Genomic DNA, 20,016 nt, shown 5'->3' with positions numbered 1-20,016 from the left:
GCCGTTGGGCCGGGGTCGTCACCCGGCGCTGCGCAGGGCGACCCAGGTGTCGTGCCCGACGACGCCGTCGGCGTTCAGCCCCCGCTCGCTCTGGAAGGCCTGGACCGCGGTCTCCGTGTCCGGACCGAACTCACCGTCCACACTGGTGCTTCCCACGCTGTATCCGCGCTCGGTCAGGATGCACTGCACCTGCTGTACGCGTTTGCCGCTGTCGCCGAGGCGGGTGCGGCCGTTGCCGGCGTAGTACGTGCACTCCGCGAGCCAGGGCGCGGTGTCGGTCCCGGCGGACGGGCTGTCGGCGGACGGCGTGGGGGAGAGCGCGGCGGACGGAGTGTCACCGGGAGGCACCGCGTTGTCGTCCTGGCTGCCGCCGGAGCCCGAGGCCTCGGGCTCCGGCGAGGCGGTCCCCGTCCTGGCGTCGCGGTCCTCCTCGACGGCGCCGTCGACGTCCGGGCGGGTCAGTCCGCTCGTACTCGGGGACACCGATCCGCTGGAGCCGTCGCGGGTGCCGGTGCCGTCTGTCCTGGTGGCACCGGCTTTCGGGGATGCGACCGCGGGAGGATCCTGACGGATGAGCAGTAAAGCCACGGCAGCCACGACACAGATCGCCATGCCCGCGACGGCGACCCGTAACGCTCTCCTACGGCTCCGGGCGGGGACTTCCACCGGGTCCGGCCGTCCGGGCGCGGGAGGAGCGGCTACGGAACTCTCGTCCTTCTCCGGTGACCGCGCATCGCGCGGAGCGGCTTCAGGCACCCGGACGGACGGGGGCAGCGGCAGGCCGCCCGGCGACCGGAGACGGCTGATGCCCTCGACGGGCAGATGGTGCAGCGCCTCGTACGCCTGCTGCCGGGCGAGCACCTTGCCGCCCAGCGGCTCCGGCCAGGTCGCCGGCACGGGGCGTGACCCCGCGGCGTCGATCAGTTCCTGCGGAGTGGGCCGCCGCGCGGGCTCCTTGTCGAGGCAGGCGGTCAGCAGCGAACCGAGCTCCGCGTCCGCCTCCGCGATCTCACCGACCACCTCGGGGTTCGGGTCCTCGTACGCCACCCGGTGCATCACGTCGACGCCGGTGCCGTCGCCGAACGGGGCACGCCCCGTTGCCGCGTAGACCAGAGTCCCGGCCAGCGAGAACACGTCGGACGCCGTGTCGGACAGGCCCTCTCTCAGATGCTCGGGCGACATGTAGGCCGGAGTCCCCACCCGGTTGCCCGTGCCGGTGATCGCGCTCGCGTCAGCGGCCTTGGAAATACCGAAGTCGATCACATGCGCGCCCCGGACGGACAGCAGCACGTTGGACGGCTTCAGGTCCCGGTGCACGATCTCCTCGACGGCGAGGCTCGCGAGTGCCTGCCCCAGCTCCGCCACCAGCCGCCAGACCGCTGCCGTCTCCAGGGCGCCGTACGCCTTCACGGCTTCCGCCAGATCGAAGCCGGGGAGGTACTCCGTGGCCATCCACAGCAACTCGTCCTCGAAGCCCGTGCCGCACAGTCGCGGTGCGTGTGGGGTACGAAGGCGGGCGTGCACGGCCGCCTCGCGCTCGAACCGGCGCCGGAACCTGGGATCCTCCGCGTACTCCGGCCTGATCACCTTCACCGCGACCAGGCCCGGGCTGTCGTCCGCGGGACGCGCCAGATACACCCGTCCCATGCCACCACTGCCGAGCAGCGCGACCGGCGCATAGGGTCCGACGCGCCTCGGGTCGCCGAGGCGCAGGGGTAAGGCACCGGTCTGCCGCAGTGCGGCAGCCGCGTCGTCCGCCGACGCCGACCGCTGTCCCGACAAGAAATCCCCCGAAGTCACGTTCGATGCACGCCAGTTCCCCCGAAGCGGGTGATGAGCGTAACGCAGCCCGTGCACACGTTCAGGAAATCGGCCGAGCGCGTGACCGCCGAGTTTGGCACTCCCCGGCGCCCGGCGTGACGATGGTCAAAGGGTCGAATGCACAGGCTTTGGCCACAGCCTGACAACTCATGCGGCACAAAGCGGAGTTATCCCACTCGCTCATCCGGACGTCATTGTCGAATCCCAATAAGGCGCGCAGTGTTCGGGGGAAGCTTCAGCGCGTCCTCTCAGGGGGCGACCGGGGCCCAGCCGGCTGCGTCCGAGCCGCTACCGCACCTCCGTCACCATCGCCCCGGGGCGACCTGGTCGCCGACCAACGAAGGGCGCACGGCCGCTACATGCTCCGAATCGACTTGTCGATGGTCTGATCAGGCCTCGACTCGGCGCTCTGTCCACCGAGTGACGCCGGCCGGGCGGAGTGCCGGGGAACGGATCAGCCGGTGAGGTGGGTGGTGAAGAAGTCGGTGAGCTTGTCGACGGCGGGGTCGATGTACTGCTTCTTGTCGTAGAGGTCGACGTGACTGGCGTCCTTGATCCAGTGGATCTCCTTGGGGCCCGTGGCGCGCTGGTGGGCCTCGACGGCCATCCACGCGGTGACGGCGCGCTCGCCGATGACCTGGAGCACGGGGCGGGGGCCGATCAGCGGGACAGCGGCGAAGGCGTCGTGGATGGCCATCCTGTCGATGCTCTCCCAGGCGAGGGTCTTCGCGGAGCGCTCGTGCCGGCCGCGCGGGGTGCAGTAGTACGCGAAGCCTTCGACGCCGTGCTCGCCGCCGAGCGCGCGGGCCCGCTCCGCCGTCTCCGGGAACATGGTCATCGTGCCGGGGTCCTCGCCGCGTGCCGCGGCGCTGCGGGCCGCCGCGGCGGCGTCCAGCAGTGCCTGGAAGACCGCCGGGTCCTGGGTGCCGTCGGCCCCGAGGCGGAACTGACGGGCCGGTTCGGCGGTGGACACCGTGGCCACGGCCCTGACGCGGTGGTCGCCGCCGGTGGCGGCCAGCGAGTAGCCGCCGGAGGCGCAGATGCCCAGCAGTCCGATGCGGTCGGCGTCGACGTCGTCACGGGTGGTGAGGTAGGAGACGGCGGCCTTGAAGTCCTCCACCCGCTGAGCGGGGTCCTCCAGGCCCCGGGGCAGCCCGCCGGACTCGCCCTGGTGGGCGGCGTCGAAGGCGAGTGTCACGAAACCGCGCTCGGCCATCAGCCCCGCGTACGTACCGGAGGTCTGTTCCTTCACGCCGGTGCCGGGGTGACCGACCACGAGTGCCGGCCGCGGACCCGGCGCCGGTGTGTCGGGGGTGTAAAGGTGGGCGGCGAGCGGGATGCCGGCGCTGTCGAAGCTGACGGTGGTCCGGGCCATGAAAGACCTCCCTGAGAAGTGATGTGTTGTCGTGACGCACCGGCGCGGCGGGCTCGGGTCCCACCCCGCGGGGTGCACGTCCACGTTCCGCCAGCCTCCGCACAGGCGGGAGAGTCAGGTTTCTGCCCGGGAAAGAACTTGCCCCCTCACCCATGTGCCGTCGTCGCGGGGCATCGACACTGGTGAGCATGACTTCGGACTCCGACTCCCGGGCGCTGGGCGCCTTCCTCAAGGCCCGCCGGGCCCAGCTGACACCGGGGGAGTGCGGCCTTCCCGAGAGGGACTCCGCCCGCAAGGTCGCCGGACTGCGCCGCGAGGAGGTCGCCCAGCTCGCGGCCATCAGCGTGGACTACTACACACGACTGGAACAGGGCCGCGTCCGGGCATCCGTACCCGTGCTGACCACTCTGGCCCGCACGCTGCGCCTCGACGACGACCAGCAGCAGTACCTCTACGAACTCGCCGGCCGAAGCGACGCCCGCCCACGTCGTCGCCGGCCCGCCCAACGCCTGCGCCCGGCCATGCGACGCCTGCTCGACCAGCTCACCGAAACCCCCGCGCTCGTCCTTGGCAACCGCTTGGACATCCTGGCCTGGAATCCCGCCGCCGCGGCCCTCTACACCGACTTCGCCGCCCTCCCGGCCCATCGGCGCAACTACCTGCGGCTGGTGTTCACGCATCCAGTGGTCCGGCAGCTGCACCAGGACTGGGCCCACGATGCCCGGGAAGCCGTCGCCGCGCTGCGCATGGAGGCCGCGGCCGATCCCCACGATCCCGACCTCGCTCGGCTCGTCGGCGAACTGTCCCTCCAGGACCCCGACTTCCGCACGTGGTGGGCCGAACACCACGTCAACAGCGCCAGTTACGGCACCAAGCACTACCGCCACCACACGGTGGGCGACCTCACCCTCGACTGCGACACCTGGGCCGCCCCCGACGGCTCCGGACAACGCCTGATGATCCTGACCGCCGAACCCGGCACGCCCTCCCACGACGCCTTGCGCATCCTCGCCTCGTGGGGGACCGGACGCGATGACCACCTGGGCATGACGACCTCCCGGCGGAGATCCGGGACGAGTCGGGAATGAACCCGCAGCGGCCGCACGTTGACCACCGCCGACCGACTCTCCCGCCCCGGGTGGAAAGCAGGCTCATGACGTCCTCACCGAGCACCATGCGCGCCGTCCGGCTCTCCGCTCCCGGACCCGTGGACAACCTGCGGCTGACCACGCTCCCGCTCCCGCCCGAGAAGGACGGCTGGGTTCGGATCCGCGTCGAGGCGTTCGGCCTCAACCGCTCGGAGCTGAAGCTCCGGCTGGGCCTGAGCGTGGGTGTCGGCTTTCCCCGGGTGCCGGGCATCGAGGCCGTCGGGACGGTCGATGCGGCCCCGGCGGGCAGCGGGCTGGTTCCCGGGCAGAAGGTCGTGGCGATGATGGGCGACATGGGGCGCACCTACGACGGCGGCTACGCGGAGTACACCTCGGTGCCGCTCTCCCAGGTCATCCCCGTCGACACCGACCTGCCCTGGGAGGTGCTGGGCGCCCTGCCGGAGATGGTGCAGACCGCTTACGGCTCGCTCACCACCGGACTCGACCTGCAGCCCGGCCAGTCCGTGCTGATCCGCGGCGGCACCTCCTCGGTCGGCCTGGCAGCAGCCGCGCTGGCCACCTGGCGCGGCGCCACGGTGCTGTCCACCACCCGGCGGGCCGACCGCCTCACGCTCCTGTCGGAGCACGGTGTCGACCACCCCCTCCTCGACACCGGCGAGGTCGCGCCCGCCGTACGCGAGCTGTACCCGCACGGCGTCGACGCCGCCCTCGACCTGGTCGGCACACCGACCCTGCCCGACACTCTGCGCGCGGTACGCGTACACGGCACGGCCTGCTTCGGCGGCAGCCTCTCCAACCAATGGACGGTCCGGGACTTCTCCCCGAACGAGTACCTGCCGAGGGGTGTACGCCTCGCCGGCTACTTCGGGGACGCCGCCGACCTGCCTCGGGAGGCCTTCCAGGAGATCCTCGACGCCGTCGCCACGGGCCGGCTGGCCTTTCCCGTGGACCGCGTCTACGACGGCCTGGAGCAGGTGCCGCGGGCCCACGACGACATGGAACACGACCGCGCCACCGGGAAGCTCGTCGTCCGCGTCCGACATGAGGACCGTTGAAAAGTTGATCACGGCCGGTGGCTGTCGGCCCACTCCTTCACGGCATGACGACACCGGATCGCGCAGGAGTAGCGTCGTCAGGGGTGGGGACTTGAAGGGCAGGCCGGGTGTGGCGGCGCACCCCATGGGGGCCGCTCCGGCCAGGCTTCTCCGGTTCTGCCAACGAGCCGGAGAGGCCGCGCTCAGGTGAGCCCGTCATTGGCTGCCCACGCCGGGGCGTGGCCCGGCGAGGCCGGTTCGGCCGATGGTGGAGAGCGGGTCGGCGGTAGGGTGGGCGCACCGAGGGGCGAGGTGGGTGGTGGCGGTGGAGTGGCGGGAATTCGCCGAGGCGATGGCCCAGCTCGCGCGGACGTTGCTGGCGCAGGAGTCGGTGCAGGGAACGCTGGACGAGATCGCGGCGTCGGCGGTGCGACTCGTGGAGGGCTGTGACGCGGCAGGGATCCTGGCGGTCCGCAAGGGCCGGGCGGTCACCTTGTCCTCGTGCGGCGACGTGGTGGAAGCATCCGACCAGCTGCAGGGCGAGCTGGCAGAGGGCCCGTGCTTCGATCTCGCCGCCCGCGCCACCGGCGGCAACGGCGAGCGCGTGTTCCGGATCGGGGACATCACCGAGCCGCAGCCGGCCTGGCCGCGGTTCGCCACGGCGGCTCGCGACCTGGGTATCGGCAGCATGACCGGGGTGCTGCTCTACACCCACGACGAGGACTTCGGCGCGCTGAACCTGTACTCCCGCCGCCCTGGCGCCTTCGGCAAGGACATCGAGACCGCCGGCTGGATGCTGGCCTCGCACGCCGCCGTCGCCCTGGCCGACGCCCGCACCATCGACCAGCTCGAGGACGCCATGAAGACCCGGCACGCCATCGGTGAGGCCATGGGCATCCTGATGGAACGCCACAGGCTGAGCGAGGACGAAGCCTTCAACGTGCTGCGCCGCATCTCGCAGCAACACAACATCAAGCTGCGCGACGTCGCCCATCGGGTCCGCACCAACCGCGCCGCACAGGCCTGACCCCTCCGTCGTCCGCTCGCAGACGGTCAGCGTCGGCGCGCGCCGACCAGCCAGGCGCGGGAGTCGAACCACACGCCGTCGCCGGTGTCATGCGCGTCGAGAGTCGTACCCAACCGGTCGAGGGCGCGCTCGGCGGACGAGGCATCCAGGTCGGCGAGCCATTCCTTCGCCATCCGCAGCTGGAGTACGGCAGCACGCGCACGGTCGGCATCCGGGCCGTAGCAGACGGGCTCACGTACGTCGACGACATCCACCGCCGTGAAGCCTCCCGCGGTCAGGACCTCGGCCACGACCTCCGGATCGGCCAGCGTGAAGGGGGCGTCGGCCGTCGAGGCCGACGCCGATGACGCGTGCCCGCCGGCGAGCGCCGCCCGGATCGCGGTATGCCACTCCTGACGGTCGGCGGCCTGCCAGACCAGCTGCACGAAGCGCGCACCCGGACGCAGGGCTCGCCCGATGTTGGCGAACGCGGCCACCGGGTCGGAGAAGAACATCGTGCCGAACCGACTGACGCCCAGAGCGAAGTACTCCTGCGGGAACGGATGGGCCTGAGCGTCGCCCTGCACGAAATCGACATTGCGGAGCCCTTCCGCCTCGGCCTGTCGGAGGGCCCGCGCCAGCGCGGGGCCCGACACGTCGATGCCGAGCGCACTGCCGGGCGACGCCGCCCTGGCCGCGTCCCGGGTGGTCCGGCCGGTGCCGCAGCCGATGTCGAGGACACGATCGCCGGGGCGGATGTCGAGGGCTTTCAGCAGTCGCTCATGATGGCGAGCGAGTTCCGAGTCGTAGTCGAACAAGGTGACCGTCTCCTCACGCCACGGGGCCGTCGCGGAGCATGCCCCGCACGGTGTCGAGCCGTACCCCCGGCTCCAACTCTGGCAGCCACCACGTCGCGCCGGCTCGCGCGTACGGTTCGGGATCGACACCGAGTGGCAGCCCCACGGCGATGTCGTACGAGGCCATCCGGCCCCGGCGCAGCGCGGCGAGGGAGCCGACGACCTCGGCGAGCTGGTCCGGGTGCTCGAGGTTGGCCGGGAAGAAGCCGTCGAGTCGTGCGGCACGTCGGATCGGCTTGGCGTTGCCCGGGCATCCGGCGGCCCAGACGGGCACGCCCGGCCGCTGAACCGGCCGCGGCAGGAAGGCGAGGCCGTCGACGGTGCAGTGCTCGCCGCGATGGCGCACCGGCTCGCCGGACCAGGCGGCGGCCAGGACGGCCAGGAACTCGTCGAGCATCCGCCCGCGCCGCCGGGCATCGAGCTCCTCGCCGGTCCTGGACAGCTCACCGGCGAACCGGTCGCTGCCGAGGCCGACCCCGAGGGTGAGACGGCCGGCGCTGAGCCGATCGAGTGTCACGCTCTCCCGGGCGACCTTGGCCGGGCGGCGACGGGGAAGCGCCGACACCATCGGCCCGAGCCGGATCCGCTCGGTCACGGTCGCGATCGCCGCCAGCGCGATCCACGGGTCGGCGACCTGTCGTACCGGCTCCCGCCGGCACAACTGATCCCACACGAAGCAGCCGTCCCACCCGGCCTCCTCCGCGTCGGCGGCGAGGCGGGCAACCACCCGCGGATCGGCGAGGTCGTCGAAGAGCGGCAGCCAGAGCGCCGACCGCAGCCGGTTCATGAGCGGCCTCCTTCCGTGTGCCGCTCCAGAGCCGACACGAAGGCGTCCCACACCGGTCGCGGCAGGTCATGTCCGGCCCCCTCGAGGACCCGCAGCTCCGCACCGCGGACGCCATCGCGCAGCGCCTCGCCGTGCGGCAGCGGCAGCAGTGGGTCGTGGTCGCCGTGGACCACGAGCGTCGGCGCCGCGATGTCGCCGAAGCCGCCGTGCGTCGGCCCGGCGGGCTCGATGGCGTAGTGGTTGACCAACGTCGACGCGTAGTTCCTGGCGCGCGCCACGTCACGTTCGACCAAAGCCCGGATCGCGGTCTCGTCGAAGTACGGCGAGCCACCGGCATACGCCCTCGCGCCGTCGACCACGTACTCCACGACCGCGGCCGTGTCGGAGACGTCCGGCTCGGTCGGCATGGCCAGGTCGCTCGACGGCGGCGGCAGGTCGTCGGCACCGGTCGAGGTCGAAACGAACGTCAGTGACGCGACCCGGTCGGGGTGATCCACACCGAGGACGAGTCCGATCCCGCCGAACATCGACTGACAGACCAGGTGGGCGCGCTCGATGCCCAAGGCGTCCTGGATACCGAGGACATCGAGGGTCAGATCCGTGAACGAGTACGTCGGCTGCCCCGGTGGGCAGCAGGCCGACCGGCCGGTGTCCCGATGGTCGTAGCGGACCACGAACCGGCCATGGGCGGCGATCTCTTCGCACAGGTCGGAGTCCCACCACAGCATCGAGGCGGCCGCCCCGGCGACCAGCACGATCGCCGGGTCCGCGCGGTCGCCGAAGGTCTCGGCACACAGCTCGACACCGTTGATTTCGAGTAGTTGCTCGCCGTGAGATCGAAGTGAGGTCATATCCGGCACGCTAGAGTCCGCGACTCCATGGGGAAAAGCGATGATTACCGATCGATTCAATCGTTCATGCCAATGGACGTCGCTACGCTGGAGCGCGTGACCAACTTCGAGCTGCGCCACCTCGCGGCAATGGCCGCCATTGCCGAGGAGGGCTCGTTCGGTCGGGCAGCCGCCCGTCTCGGGTACACCCAGTCGACGGTGAGCCAGCAGATCGCGGCGTTGGAGCGGGCCGTCGGCGGCCCGGTGTTCGACCGGCCGGGCGGCCCCAAGCCGGTGCGGCTCACCCCACTCGGCTCCGTGGTCCTGGAGCACGGTCGCGCACTGCTGGCGAAGGCGGCGGCACTGACCGACGCCGTGGACCGGTTCCGGGCGGGGGACGGCCGTATCGACATCGGGACGTTCCAGAGCGTGTCCAACGTGATCCTTCCGTCGGTCGTACGCCGGCTGCGGGACGAGCACCCCGGATGCGACATCAGATTGTCCGAGGAAGAGCCGGAACAGCCGCAGATCGGTGACCTCGACCTGCTGTTCTACGACGGCCGCATCGACGGCGACGCCGAGCACCGCAAGCTGCTCGACGATCCGTACCTGCTGGTGGCACGCGCCGGCGCCTTTCCCGAAGGTCCCATCCCGCTGGAGCGGCTCGACGGGGCACCGATGGTGGCGTGGCCGCTGACCTGTGACCAGCCCTTGATGGAGCAGGCGGTCGCCCGCAGCGGCGCCCGTCCGCAGGTCGTGTTCCGCACCGCGGTCAACGACACCCTGCTGTCGATGGTGCGAGCCGGCCTGGGATCGGCGCTCCTGCCCTGGCTCGCCATCCTCGGAGCGGGCGTCCCCTCCGACGACAGGCTCCGCATCCACGGGCTACGGCCCGCCCCGCCGCCACGGGAGATCTACCTGCACTGGCAGGGCGGACGCATCCACTCACCCCTTGCCGCCCACGCCGTCGACATCGCCCTCGAAGTCGCGGCCGAACTCGCACCGCCGCCAACCACCGCTTGACGCAGGTTGGTTGCCCTCGGCGGGGGCGTCGACCTCACTCCGGCTTCCAAGTCGTACGCGGCTCTGTGCCTGATGTCTGCGTGGGCTCAGGCATCGGCGGCCGCCGCGGCCAGCAGGCGAGCGAGTTCGACCGGCTCGGTGAACATCGGCCAGTGGCCCGAGTCGAGGTCGACGAAGTCCAGGTGCCTGATGCGGGTGACCTCGGGCACGTCACCGGCGTCGATCCAGTCCCGGGCCTGGGCGGGGGTGAACTCGGGGCACACGAGCAGCATCGGGACGTCGAACCTCCGCTCGTCCTTCAGCCGCACCGTACCCTTGGCCACCCGCTCCGGCACGGGGATCGCCGCCGAGGCAAAGCGGCTACGCGTCTCCTCGTCGAGGTCGGCGGAGTCCGGTCCTTCGAACGGGCCCCAGCCGGGGAAGGGCATCACACCGTCCCGGGTCTCGAAGAAGTCGGCGTACGGCTGCCCGTCGGCGGACGGGAAGCCTCCGACGAGGGCCACCTTGGCGACCCGCTCCGGCCGCGCGTCGGCGGCCAGCCAGGCCAGGGTGCAGGCGGCGGAGTGCCCGACCACCATGGGCTTCTCCGGCGCCGCGTCCACCGCCGCGAGCACTGCCGCCACCTGGTCGTCCAGCGTGGCGGACGCAGCTCCGTCACCCTGACCGGGGAGGGTGAGCGCCACGGGGCGGTGGCCGAGTTCCTCGAGTGCGGGCACGACGCCGTCCCAGGCGGATCCGTCGAGCCACAGGCCGGCGATGAGCAGAATGTCCATGGATCAGTTCTCTTTCCGTGAAGCCCGTGAGGTCGTTGCCACACGCTACGACCGATTCCGGACAATCCACTTCCGGTATCTCTCGTGACCACCTAATCTGCTCGGGTGCCGACCGAGCTCAGCCCCACCGCGCGAGCCCTGCGCACCCTCGAGATCCTCCAGTCCCGCACCGCGGGAGTAACGGCCGACGAGCTCGCCGCGTCCCTCGGGGTCACGGAGCGGGCCGCGCGCCGGTACGTCGGGATCCTCCGAGAGGCGGGCGTCCCCGTGCACTCGGCCCGGGGCCCCTATGGCGGGTACCGACTGGGGCGCGGGGCGCGGCTACCGCCGGTCGTCTTCACGGAGCCCGAGGCGCTGGGCCTGGTCATGGCGGTCCTCGACGGTCAGCCGGCGGCCGCCGACCCCGATGCCGACGACCTCGTCGGTGCCGCCCTGGGCAAGGTCATCCGGGCGCTGCCCGAGAGCGTCGGCCGGCAGGCGGCCGCCCTGCGCGAGCACGCGTCGGCGGCGCCCGACCGGAACGCGTCCCGTCCGGATCCCGCCCTCACGAGCACGCTCGTCGCGGCGAGCGCGGTGCGGCGCCGCGTGCTAGTCACGTACCGCAGTGAGTCCGGCAACGAGTGGGAGGCCGAGGTGGATCCCTGGGCGGTCGTCGTCCGCTACGGCCGCTGGTACCTCCTGTGCCACTCCCACCACGCGGAAGCGATCCGCACCTACCGGATCGACCGGGTCCGCGCGGTCCGGGAGACCGCCCACGGCTTCGAGATGCCCGACGGCCTCGACCCGGTGGGGGTGCTGGAGGAGAACCTGGGCAAGGGGTGGGAGTTTCCCACGCGGGTGGTGTTCGACGCCCCGATGGCCGAGGTGCTGCCGTCGATCCGCCCGCCCATGGGACGGCTCGAACCGTCGGGAGACGGATGCGTGCTCGTCGGCAGCACGCGAAATCCGACGATGTACGCGCAGGAGTGGCTGGCGCAACTGCCACTCGCCTTCCGCGTCGAGGGCGGTGAGGAACTGCGCGCGGCGGTGCAAGCGCTGGCCACGCGTTTCAGCGCGGCCGTGACGGACGAGACCTGAGCGGTCACCGCCACCGACCCATCCACACCTCGGCCGATGAGTTTGCCGGGCGCCTCAAGTCTCCCTTGTGACCCGTGTCATGGAGGAGAGGCGGAGGCCGGGATGAACAATCCGATTCGGCTGTACATGTCGATGTCGCTCGACGGCTATATCGCCGGCCCGGACGATCGGCCGGGGCAAGAGCTCGGACGCGACGGTGGACGGCTTTTCAACTGGCTCGACGACCGGGAGTCCGATGGTCCGAGCGGCCAGGTCTACCGCGAGGCGCTGGCGACCGGCGCGCTGATCTCCGGTCGTCGGACCTTCGAACTCGCGGGGCGCTGGCAGGGCGACCACCACGACGGTGTGCCGATCCTCGTCCTCACCCACCAGGTGGACGGCGGGGAGGTGCCACCCGGCCACGCACGCTTCGTCACCGACGTCGAGGACTGCGCCCGTCAGGCTCGCGCAGCCGCAGGGGACCGGCCGGTCATGGTCCATGGGGCGGGGGCGGCCCAAGCGCTTCTCCGAGCCGGGCAGATGGACGAGATGGAGATCCACATGGTGCCGGTCCTCCTCGGCGAGGGGCGACGGCTGTTCGAGCACCTCGGTGGTGATCACATCGAACTCGAACTCGTCCGACGCCTGGAGGATCGAGACGTGACGCACCTCCGCTACCGGGTGCGCCGATCCGGGGAGGTCGCGTGAAGACGCTCTTCGTCGCCTACCGCGTCACCGATCTGGATCGCTCGCTCGGTTTCTACACCGCCTTGGGCTACGCCGAGCTGGGCAGGGTCGAGGTCGGCGACGGGAGCCGCCTCGTGATCCTCAAGTTCCCCGGTGAACCGGCGGCCTCGCTCGAACTGGTCCACCGTCCCGCCGACGGGCGCGTCGACGTGGGCAGCGGAATCGACCACCTCGCTATCCAGGTGGACACGCTGACCGTCACCCTGAAGACGCTGGCCGAAGCCGGACTGGAGCCGGAGCCCGTCCAGTTTCCGGGCGGCCCTCACGGTCCGAAGACGTCGTGGCTCACGGACCCGGACGGTTACCGCATCGAGTTGGTGGAGTGGCCACTCGGACATCCCGACGGCATCACCGCAGCGGACTTCTCCTGAGGTGCGGCCCTCCTCAGGCCCCCTGCTAAGGTGCGCCGATGCCATCGATCAAGCAGTTCCAGGTCACCTTCGACTGCGCGGAACCGGAGAGCGTCGCTCGCTTTTGGTGCGAGGTGTTGGGGTACGTCGTACCGGCGCCGCCGGAGGGGTTCGACACCTGGGAAGATGCCGACCGCTCTCTGCCTCCTGAGGAACGGGGTTCATGGTCTGCGTGCGTTGATCCCTCAGGTGTCGGCCCGCGGCTGTTCTTTCAGCGCGTTCCCGAAGGCAAGGTCGTCAAGAATCGGCTGCATCTTGATGTGCGGGCCGGCACCGGGCTCGTGGGTGAAGAGCGGCTGGCCACGCTCGAGGCCGAATGCGCACGACTGGTCGCGCTCGGCGCGGTGCGCGTGCGACTCCTGCCGGCCGACGACGACAACGAGTCGTGCATCGTGATGCAGGACATCGAGGGCAACGAGTTCTGCCTCGACTGAGCGAGGCCGACAACCAAGCCCGGGCCATGACTTGCTCTCCGTCGGTCCCGGCGTAGTCAAACATTCAAAAAAGGGATTCCCCTGCCGGTAAAAAGGTCTACCCGCATAGACGACTCAGTGCTGTCATGCTCACGACCGCCCGGAAACTCCTGCCGGGCACCCCCTCCGGGAGATCCCCCCATGCCCCGAATATCCCGCTCCCTGGTCACCGCCCTGTCCTCCCTGGCCCTCGCCGCCGCCGGACTCACGGTCGCAGCCGGCACCGCGCACGCGCAGAGCTGCAGCCAAGACTACCTCCCCCTGCCCGACCCGAGTTGCCAGCCCGGCGACTTCAACCCGGACGTCACCCAGTCCACCATCGGCTCCACCATCTGCGTATCCGGTTGGACCGCGACCGTCCGGCCGTCCAGCTCCTACACCACCGCGCTGAAGAAGACGCAGATCGTCGAGTACGGCTACACGGACACCAGCACCTCGGACTACGAGGAGGACCACTTCGTCCCCCTCGAACTCGGTGGCGCTCCCAAGAGCGCCCTCAATCTCTGGCCCGAGCCGGAGTACGGCACCACGACCGCCGCCAACAAGGACACCGTCGAGAACAAGCTCAAGAAGGCTGTCTGCGCCGGCACCGTCAGCCTCGCCGACGCGCAGGACGCGATCGTCACGGACTGGACGACCGCCCTGTCGAATCTCGGCCTGAGCTGATCCCGTCCGCATGGGTCGACAACAGGGGTGGGACGGTGGACGCGGGGTAACCGCGTCTGTACGAAGGCCTTGTCGTCGACCTTCCCAGGAGGACAGTCGTGCCTGGCATGTTGGAGAAGATCAAGCAGTTCAGCAGGAGCCCCCAGGGGCGACGTGCCGCCGAGCAGGTGCGCCGTGCCTCGGCCGATCCGCGTCGCCGCGCCCAGGCTCGGCAACTCCTCGGCAAACTCCGGGGACGGCGCCGCTGACACTCGCGACCCGTAGTCGTGGCATGGGCCCCCGCACATCGTGCGGGGGCCCACACGGTCAGCAGGTCGAGTTGGTCTGGGTGAGCAGGCCCAGCCGCCACGGCAGGCTGTTGTAGTCGCCGCCGGCGTTGGGATCCTTCCCCTGGTACAGGTACTGGAGCTTGCAGGCCGGGATCGTGAGCGTCTGGTCGTAGCCCGCGCGGATCATCTCGCCGTGACTGATGTCCCGGGTCCAGGTTCCGGCGGGGAACATCACGTTGTTCGACTTGGCGAACGGGTTGCCCTCGGACGCGGCCAGAGGTGACCACGAGCCGGCGAGGCTGCTCGCGGTCCAGGAGCGGAAGTAGCGCCGGCCGTCCGAGCCGATGGCCTCGACGAGGAGCAGGTACTGGTTGCTGGTCTGCACCTTGTACACGTTGCTCGCCTCGAACAGGGCGTACTTGGAGTCCTGGGCAGCGATCACGGTGTTGGTGAAGCCGTTCGGGAACTGGCCGACGGTCGTCTGGGATCGGTACAAGTGGCCGTTGTCGTCGGAGGAGAACAGGTAGCAGTTGGCGCTGTCGCAGATCACCCACATGTCGACCCAGTAGCCGTTGCCGATGTTCTGCTTGATGATGTCCGGCATCGACGAGTAGAAGTTCCTGGGGGCGCTCCACCCGTTGGGGTTGCTGATGTCGGGGTTCGTCGAGTACGAGGCGTTGCCGGTCTGGTAGACGAGGTACCACAGGCGCTGCTGTGTGTGGTAGAAGACCTGCGGCGCGGCCCGGTACCCGGCGCCGATGGCGGTGCGGTCGAGGTAGTGGTGCGTGGCCGAGCCCGCTTGGGACCAGTCGGAGAAGCTCAGGTACACCAGGTTGTACCCGGCCGAGCTCGCGGTGCTCGCGAACACGTGGTACTTGCCGTTGTAGTAGACGACCGACGGGTCCTTGATCCCCGCGATGTTGTGCGTCGCGTCCGGCTTCGGCGCGATCAGAGCGCCGCTCAAGCTCCAGCGGAAGGAGGAGGGGAGTGCCGCGGTGGACCGGGGCGAAGGGGCCCCCGTCCGCTGTGCCGCGGCAGTGCCGCCCAACGCCGTGAGCGTCGACTGGTAGGCGGGCTTCTTGTTGCCGTTGCGGTCGAACAGCAGCGGGTTCTCACCGCTGCGCCAGGAGTCGCTGTCGCGGATGCCCCAGACGGTGATGCCGGTGCAGCGCGCCACGTTCATGCAGGCCCGCACCGTGTTCGCGTACGCGGCTGTCGGCGCCTGCGCGATGTCCAGTTCGGTGATCTGGACGTCCACGCCGAGCGCGGCGAAGTTCGACAGCGTCGTCCGGAAGCTGGACGGCGGTCCGCCCGCCCCGAAATGGGACTGGAGGCCGACGCAGTCGATGGGCACGCCGCGCGCCTTGAAGTCGCGCACCATGCGGTAGACGCCCTGGGTCTTGGCGTCGCTCCAGTTCTCGATGTTGTAGTCGTTGTAGCAGAGCTTGGCCGACGGGTCGGCCGATCGCGCGCTGCGGAAGGCCTCCTCGATGAAGCCGGTGCCCAGCACGTCCCGGAAGACCGAGCTGCGCATCTGGCCGCTGCCGCCGTCGGCGAAGGCCTCGTTGACCACGTCCCAGGCGTAGACCTTGCCCTTGTAGTGGTTCATCACCTGGGTGATGTGGTTGTTCATCACGCCGCGCAGGGTGTTGGCGTCCCTGATGGAGCTGACCCAGCTCGGCAGTTGCTGGTGCCAGACCAGGGTGTGCCCGCGCAGGCGCTGCCCGCGCGCCGCGGTCCGGTTGGCGATCTGGTCGCCGGGGCCGAAGTTGAACGAGCCGCGAGAGCGCTCGATGGTGTCCCACTTCATCTCGTTCTCGGGCGTGACCGAGTTGAACTCGCGGTCCAGGATCCCGGTGTACGTGCCGTCACCGAGCCGTCCGGCGGCCACCGCGGTCCCGAAGTACCGTCCGGACTGGGCCGCTTGGGCGCCCAGAGTGGAGGCGCGGACGGCGTCGGGTGCGGCGGTCGCGGCGGCGGGTGTGACCAGACCTGCCACGGCCAGCAGGGCTGATATCGAGGCTCGGCGACGGCCGAGCCGCTTCAGCGGGTTCATGGTTCTCCTCGTTCGTTCGGGTGGGGGGTTGCGCTGTGCGGTCGGCGGGACGGGATCAGGGCGTCGACAGCTCGAACCGCAGGACGCGGACCGCGCCGCCGAGCGCCTGGGTGGCGTGGTTGAAGAGGGCGAATCGGTAGCCCATGAAGAAGCGCCAGTCGTTGCCCATGGAGAAGGACGGGCCGAGGCGGATGAAGTTCGTGCCGTCGGTGCTGTAGGAGAAGGTGCCGGGGCGTGCCGAGCCGGGGCGGATGTCCGCGCTCGCGCGCAGCCAGACGCGGCCCCCTGAGACGGCCGTGCTCGCGAGCTCGGTGCCGGTGCCGGTGGTGTTCCAACTGCTGTCCATGGTGAGCCCGTTGACCATCGCCACCCGCGTCGTCCCGCCGTCGCGCCTGACACCGATCCACGCGGAGGAGTCACGCAGCAGCGCGAGTCCTGCCCGGTCGCCGTCCCGCATCGCCGAGAAGTCGAGCTGGACGGTGGCGGTGGATGCGGGGCCCTGGATGCGGTGCGTGAGGGTGTTGCGGGCCCAGTACAGGTCATTGGTGACGGTCGCGGTCCGCAGGGTCAGACCGTTGCCGGACGACCACTTGGCGTTGTCCGGGTTGTGGTTCCACTCCCACCTCGGCTTGAGGCTCGTACCGTCGAAGGTGTCCACGCCGATCATGGGGGTGACCTGGCGGGGTGGGGTGGGCACGGCCGGCCAGGGATACGAAGCGCCCCAGGCGCCGTTGACCAGTTGGACGACGGGCCAGCCGTCCGAGGTCCACGTGACCGGCGCGAGGACCGGCATCCGGCCGCCGGGATAGGCGTCCACGAAGGCCATGTGGTACCAGGCGCCGCCCTGGGTCTGCACCAGCCCGCCCTGGTGCGGGACACCGCCGCCGGAGATTGGTCCGGGCAGGTCGAGAAGGACTTGTCGCATCGTGTACGGCCCGAACGGGCCGCCCGACGATTTGAGGATGTACTGCCCGTTGGCCGGGCGGGTCAGGAAGATGTAGTACTGCCCGTTGATCTTGTAGAAGCGGGAGCCTTCAAGAGTTCCGACGCTCGAGGGTGTGGTGAACACCTGCTGGGTGCGGACCTGGTTGCGGCCGTCGGGGGAGAGCTGGGCCACGCTGATGGTGGTGTTCCCGTACGCCACGTACAGGGTGTCGTCGGTGTCGACGAGCAACCCCGCGTCGTAGTACGGGGTGCTGATCGTCGTCAGCCTGCTCCACGGCCCCTCTGCGGCGGTGGCGGTGTAGACGTATGTCCTGGCGAAGTCGATCTGACCGAGCCAGTAGAACGTCCTGTTGCTCGGGCGGTAGGCCAGTGACGATGCCCAGATCCCTCTGACGTAGCCGCGGGCACCGTTCAGGTCGTACTTGGCGCCGAAGTCGAGGACGGGCACCGAGTGACCGGCGATCTCCCAGTTCACGAGGTCGTACGAACGCAGGACGGGTGCGCCCGGTGAGTAGTGCATCGTCGAGGCGGAGGCGTAGTAGGTGCCGCCGACGCGGATGACGTCGATGTCCGCGAAGTCCTGCCGGATCACCGGGTTGGTGTACTGCGCGGCGGCCCCGGGGACCGGTCCACGGGCGAGAGCGGAAGCGGCGATGGGGGAGGGCCCCGCCAGAGACAGGAAGGCACCGCCGGCCAGGCTGCCGACGGCGGTCAGCGCACGTCGGCGATCCATGGGTTGGCGAGGGCATGACATATCCATGTGTCGTTCTCTCTGCGAGGAGGCTCGTTCGAGAGTGCGAACGCTGACTGGTGTGTCGAGCAACCAGGATGATAGGAGGCTGACACATCCCGTCAATGCCTCTCGCATGATTCGCTGTTGGCGCCGAAATATTTCGGGGATTCGAGCAGTGTGTACATGCCGAAGTGAACAGTCGATCGCCCGTCAGGTGTTGACATGCGCAGGACCCTCTCTAGCATCCGTACAGCCAACGATCCGAAAGCCGACCGAAATTTCGAACTGTCGGCGGGTGTCGTACACGTGACATGGGTCGGCCCTGTGCAGTCGTCATCCTCTGTTTGCCCCATGCCCTTCAGAAGGAGTTCACGGTGCCCCGACCATCAGGCAGACCACTGTTCCGAGTCCTCGCGGCCACCGCGCTGGCGGTGACCGCGTCCTTGACGGCGTCTGTCCACTCCACCGCTTCGGCCGCCCCCGGCAGCCCCGCACTCACCCCGCCCCTGGGCTGGAACAGCTGGAACAGCTTCGGGTGCGGTGTCACCGAGGCGCAGGTCCGCCAGGTCGCCGACGCGATGGTGTCCTCCGGCATGAGGGACGCCGGCTACCGGTACGTCGTCGTCGACGACTGCTGGTTCGACCCGCAGCGTGACGCGGCGGGCGAGCTGCGGGCCAACGCGACCAAGTTCCCCGGCGGTATGAAGGCGCTCGGGGACTACATCCACGGCAAGGGCCTGAAGTTCGGCATCTACCAGGTGCCGGGCGAGCGCACCTGCGCGCAGACCAGCGGCGCCTATCCGGGGTCGACGGGCAGCGGAGGGCACGAAGCCCAGGACGCCAACACATTCGCCTCGTGGGGCGTCGACTACCTCAAGTACGACTGGTGTTCCTCCAGCGGCACCCGTGACGAGCAGGTCGCGCGCTTCACGATCATGCGCGACGCTCTGCGCGCCACCGGGCGGCCGATCGTGTACAGCATCAACCCCAACAGCTTCCACGCCATCACCGGCGCCACGTACAACTGGGGCGAAGTCGCCGACCTGTGGCGGACGACCGAGGACCTGCTCGACATCTGGCAGAACGGCAACACCAACAGCTATCCGATGGGCGTCGGCAACGTCCTCGACGTCACCGCGCCGCTCGCGGCGCAGTCGGGCCCGGAACACTGGAACGACCCCGACATGCTGGTCGTCGGCCGCCCGGGCCTGTCACTGACCGAGTCCCGCTCGCACTTCGCCCTGTGGGCGCTGCTGAGCGCGCCGCTCATGGCCGGCAACGACATCCGCACGATGTCCGCCGACGTGAGCGCCATCCTGCGCAACCCCCGGCTGCTGGCGGTGAACCAGGATCCGCTCGGCGCGGGCGGACGCAGGGTGCGCGACGACGGCAGCACCGAGGTGTTCGCCAAGCCCCTGTCCGACGGCTCGGTCGCCGTGGGTCTGTTCAACCGGGGCGGCGGCACCGCGACGGTCACCGCCACGGCCGGGCAAGTCGGCCTGTCCGGCGGGCCGTTCACCCTGACGGACCTGTGGACCGGTGGTACGTCCAGCACGTCCGGGCAGATCTCGGCGAGCGTCCCCGCGCACGGCGTGGCCGTGTTCCGGGTGAGCGGCGGCAGCCCGGTGGCCGCCACCACCTCCCGGCTGCGCGGCAACGCCTCCGGCCGCTGCGTCGACGTGGACAACGCCTCCACCGCGGCCGGGGCCACGGCACTGATCTGGGACTGCCACACGGCCGCCAACCAGCTGTGGACGACATGGGCCGGCGGTGAGATCCGCGTCTTCGGCGACAAGTGCCTGGACGCCTACAACCAGGGCACCACCAACGGCACCCGTGTCATCACCTGGCCCTGCAACGGCCAGGACAACCAGAAGTGGACCCTCGGCTCCGACGGGACGATCCGCAACGCCCACGCCGGGCTGTGCCTCGACGCCGACCGGTCCGGCACCGCAAACGGAACTCCGCTGGTCCTGTGGAGCTGTACAGGCCAGGCCGGCCAGAAGTGGACCCGTACGTGACTCCGGCATCCCGCGAACAGAAGGG

At 70.1% G+C, this 20,016-nt stretch carries 19 protein-coding genes; 11 read left to right on the top strand and 8 right to left on the bottom strand.

What is annotated here, in order from left to right; genetic code table 11:
- Positions 1 to 18: 18 nt before the first annotated feature.
- Together AQJ46_RS03215 and AQJ46_RS03210 are read right to left on the bottom strand one after the other, a co-directional pair.
- Positions 19 to 1,782, bottom strand: coding sequence for a serine/threonine-protein kinase (locus AQJ46_RS03215; protein WP_079072090.1), 1,764 nt, complete (start codon positions 1,780 to 1,782; stop codon positions 19 to 21).
- A gap of 493 nt (positions 1,783 to 2,275) precedes the next feature.
- Entirely contained in the window at positions 2,276 to 3,196 is a 921-nt protein-coding gene (locus AQJ46_RS03210; RefSeq protein ID WP_059204087.1) for an alpha/beta hydrolase, read from the bottom strand.
- Between the two features lie 188 nt (positions 3,197 to 3,384).
- On the opposite strand from AQJ46_RS03210, the gene AQJ46_RS03205 reads away from it, so the two are divergent.
- The 3 genes from AQJ46_RS03205 (at position 3,385) to AQJ46_RS03195 (ending at position 6,366) form a co-directional block, all read left to right on the top strand.
- Positions 3,385 to 4,284, top strand: a complete 900-nt coding sequence (locus tag AQJ46_RS03205) for a helix-turn-helix domain-containing protein (protein WP_059204086.1) — start codon at positions 3,385 to 3,387, stop codon at positions 4,282 to 4,284.
- A gap of 65 nt (positions 4,285 to 4,349) precedes the next feature.
- Positions 4,350 to 5,360 (top strand): zinc-binding dehydrogenase, encoded by a 1,011-nt coding sequence (locus AQJ46_RS03200; RefSeq protein WP_107117191.1) that lies wholly within the window; start codon positions 4,350 to 4,352, stop codon positions 5,358 to 5,360.
- Positions 5,361 to 5,664: 304 nt separating this feature from the next.
- Positions 5,665 to 6,366 (top strand): GAF and ANTAR domain-containing protein, encoded by a 702-nt coding sequence (locus AQJ46_RS03195; protein WP_225887224.1) that lies wholly within the window; start codon positions 5,665 to 5,667, stop codon positions 6,364 to 6,366.
- Between the two features lie 26 nt (positions 6,367 to 6,392).
- Here AQJ46_RS03195 and AQJ46_RS03190 read toward each other — a convergent pair whose 3' ends face one another.
- The 3 genes from AQJ46_RS03190 to AQJ46_RS03180 are packed head-to-tail and all read right to left on the bottom strand — an operon-like array spanning position 6,393 to position 8,840.
- The gene (locus AQJ46_RS03190) at positions 6,393 to 7,163 is read right to left on the bottom strand and encodes a class I SAM-dependent methyltransferase (protein WP_059204084.1); all 771 of its coding nucleotides are present in this window, start codon (positions 7,161 to 7,163) and stop codon (positions 6,393 to 6,395) included.
- 13 nt (positions 7,164 to 7,176) lie between these two features.
- Positions 7,177 to 7,989, bottom strand: coding sequence for an LLM class flavin-dependent oxidoreductase (locus AQJ46_RS03185; protein ID WP_059204083.1), 813 nt, complete (start codon positions 7,987 to 7,989; stop codon positions 7,177 to 7,179).
- Positions 7,986 to 8,840 (bottom strand): alpha/beta fold hydrolase, encoded by an 855-nt coding sequence (locus AQJ46_RS03180; RefSeq protein WP_059204082.1) that lies wholly within the window; start codon positions 8,838 to 8,840, stop codon positions 7,986 to 7,988. The genes AQJ46_RS03185 and AQJ46_RS03180 overlap by 4 nt, the downstream gene beginning before the upstream one ends.
- Before the next feature lie 96 nt (positions 8,841 to 8,936).
- On the opposite strand from AQJ46_RS03180, the gene AQJ46_RS03175 reads away from it, so the two are divergent.
- Positions 8,937 to 9,842, top strand: a complete 906-nt coding sequence (locus AQJ46_RS03175; RefSeq protein WP_225887223.1) for a LysR family transcriptional regulator — start codon at positions 8,937 to 8,939, stop codon at positions 9,840 to 9,842.
- 86 nt (positions 9,843 to 9,928) lie between these two features.
- On the opposite strand, the gene AQJ46_RS03170 is transcribed toward AQJ46_RS03175, so the two are convergent.
- A complete protein-coding gene (locus tag AQJ46_RS03170; protein WP_059204080.1) occupies positions 9,929 to 10,615 on the bottom strand; it encodes an alpha/beta fold hydrolase in 687 nt (228 codons plus the stop codon).
- 105 nt (positions 10,616 to 10,720) lie between these two features.
- On the opposite strand from AQJ46_RS03170, the gene AQJ46_RS03165 reads away from it, so the two are divergent.
- The 6 genes from AQJ46_RS03165 (at position 10,721) to AQJ46_RS56085 (ending at position 14,215) form a co-directional block, all read left to right on the top strand.
- Positions 10,721 to 11,692: a helix-turn-helix transcriptional regulator gene (locus AQJ46_RS03165; protein ID WP_059204079.1), complete on the top strand. Its 972-nt coding sequence runs from the start codon at positions 10,721 to 10,723 to the stop codon at positions 11,690 to 11,692.
- Between the two features lie 102 nt (positions 11,693 to 11,794).
- A complete protein-coding gene (locus AQJ46_RS03160; RefSeq protein ID WP_059204078.1) occupies positions 11,795 to 12,379 on the top strand; it encodes a dihydrofolate reductase family protein in 585 nt (194 codons plus the stop codon).
- Positions 12,376 to 12,789, top strand: a complete 414-nt coding sequence (locus tag AQJ46_RS03155; RefSeq protein WP_059204077.1) for a VOC family protein — start codon at positions 12,376 to 12,378, stop codon at positions 12,787 to 12,789. Before AQJ46_RS03160 ends, AQJ46_RS03155 begins: the two co-directional genes overlap by 4 nt.
- A 38-nt stretch (positions 12,790 to 12,827) precedes the next feature.
- On the top strand, positions 12,828 to 13,262 hold the full coding sequence (locus AQJ46_RS03150; protein ID WP_059204076.1) for a VOC family protein: 435 nt from the start codon (positions 12,828 to 12,830) through the stop codon (positions 13,260 to 13,262).
- Between the two features lie 180 nt (positions 13,263 to 13,442).
- Complete coding sequence (locus tag AQJ46_RS03145; protein WP_057613151.1) at positions 13,443 to 13,967, top strand: hypothetical protein; 525 nt, start codon at positions 13,443 to 13,445, stop codon at positions 13,965 to 13,967.
- Between the two features lie 98 nt (positions 13,968 to 14,065).
- The gene (locus AQJ46_RS56085) at positions 14,066 to 14,215 is read left to right on the top strand and encodes a hypothetical protein (protein ID WP_167368191.1); all 150 of its coding nucleotides are present in this window, start codon (positions 14,066 to 14,068) and stop codon (positions 14,213 to 14,215) included.
- Between the two features lie 58 nt (positions 14,216 to 14,273).
- Here the strand turns inward: AQJ46_RS56085 and AQJ46_RS03140 are convergent, their stop codons facing one another.
- Both AQJ46_RS03140 and AQJ46_RS03135 read right to left on the bottom strand, forming a co-directional pair.
- On the bottom strand, positions 14,274 to 16,292 hold the full coding sequence (locus tag AQJ46_RS03140; protein WP_059204075.1) for a non-reducing end alpha-L-arabinofuranosidase family hydrolase: 2,019 nt from the start codon (positions 16,290 to 16,292) through the stop codon (positions 14,274 to 14,276).
- Positions 16,293 to 16,347: 55 nt separating this feature from the next.
- Positions 16,348 to 17,970, bottom strand: a complete 1,623-nt coding sequence (locus tag AQJ46_RS03135) for a glycoside hydrolase family 43 protein (protein WP_225887222.1) — start codon at positions 17,968 to 17,970, stop codon at positions 16,348 to 16,350.
- 374 nt (positions 17,971 to 18,344) lie between these two features.
- On the opposite strand from AQJ46_RS03135, the gene AQJ46_RS03130 reads away from it, so the two are divergent.
- Positions 18,345 to 19,991, top strand: a complete 1,647-nt coding sequence (locus AQJ46_RS03130) for a glycoside hydrolase family 27 protein (protein ID WP_059204073.1) — start codon at positions 18,345 to 18,347, stop codon at positions 19,989 to 19,991.
- Positions 19,992 to 20,016 lie beyond the last annotated feature (25 nt).

The organism is Streptomyces canus (assembly GCF_001514145.1).
Taxonomy (GTDB): Bacteria; Actinomycetota; Actinomycetes; order Streptomycetales; family Streptomycetaceae; genus Streptomyces; species Streptomyces canus.
The sequence above is the reverse complement of the archived record's forward strand: the minus strand, read 5'-3'. Positions and strand labels throughout refer to the sequence as shown.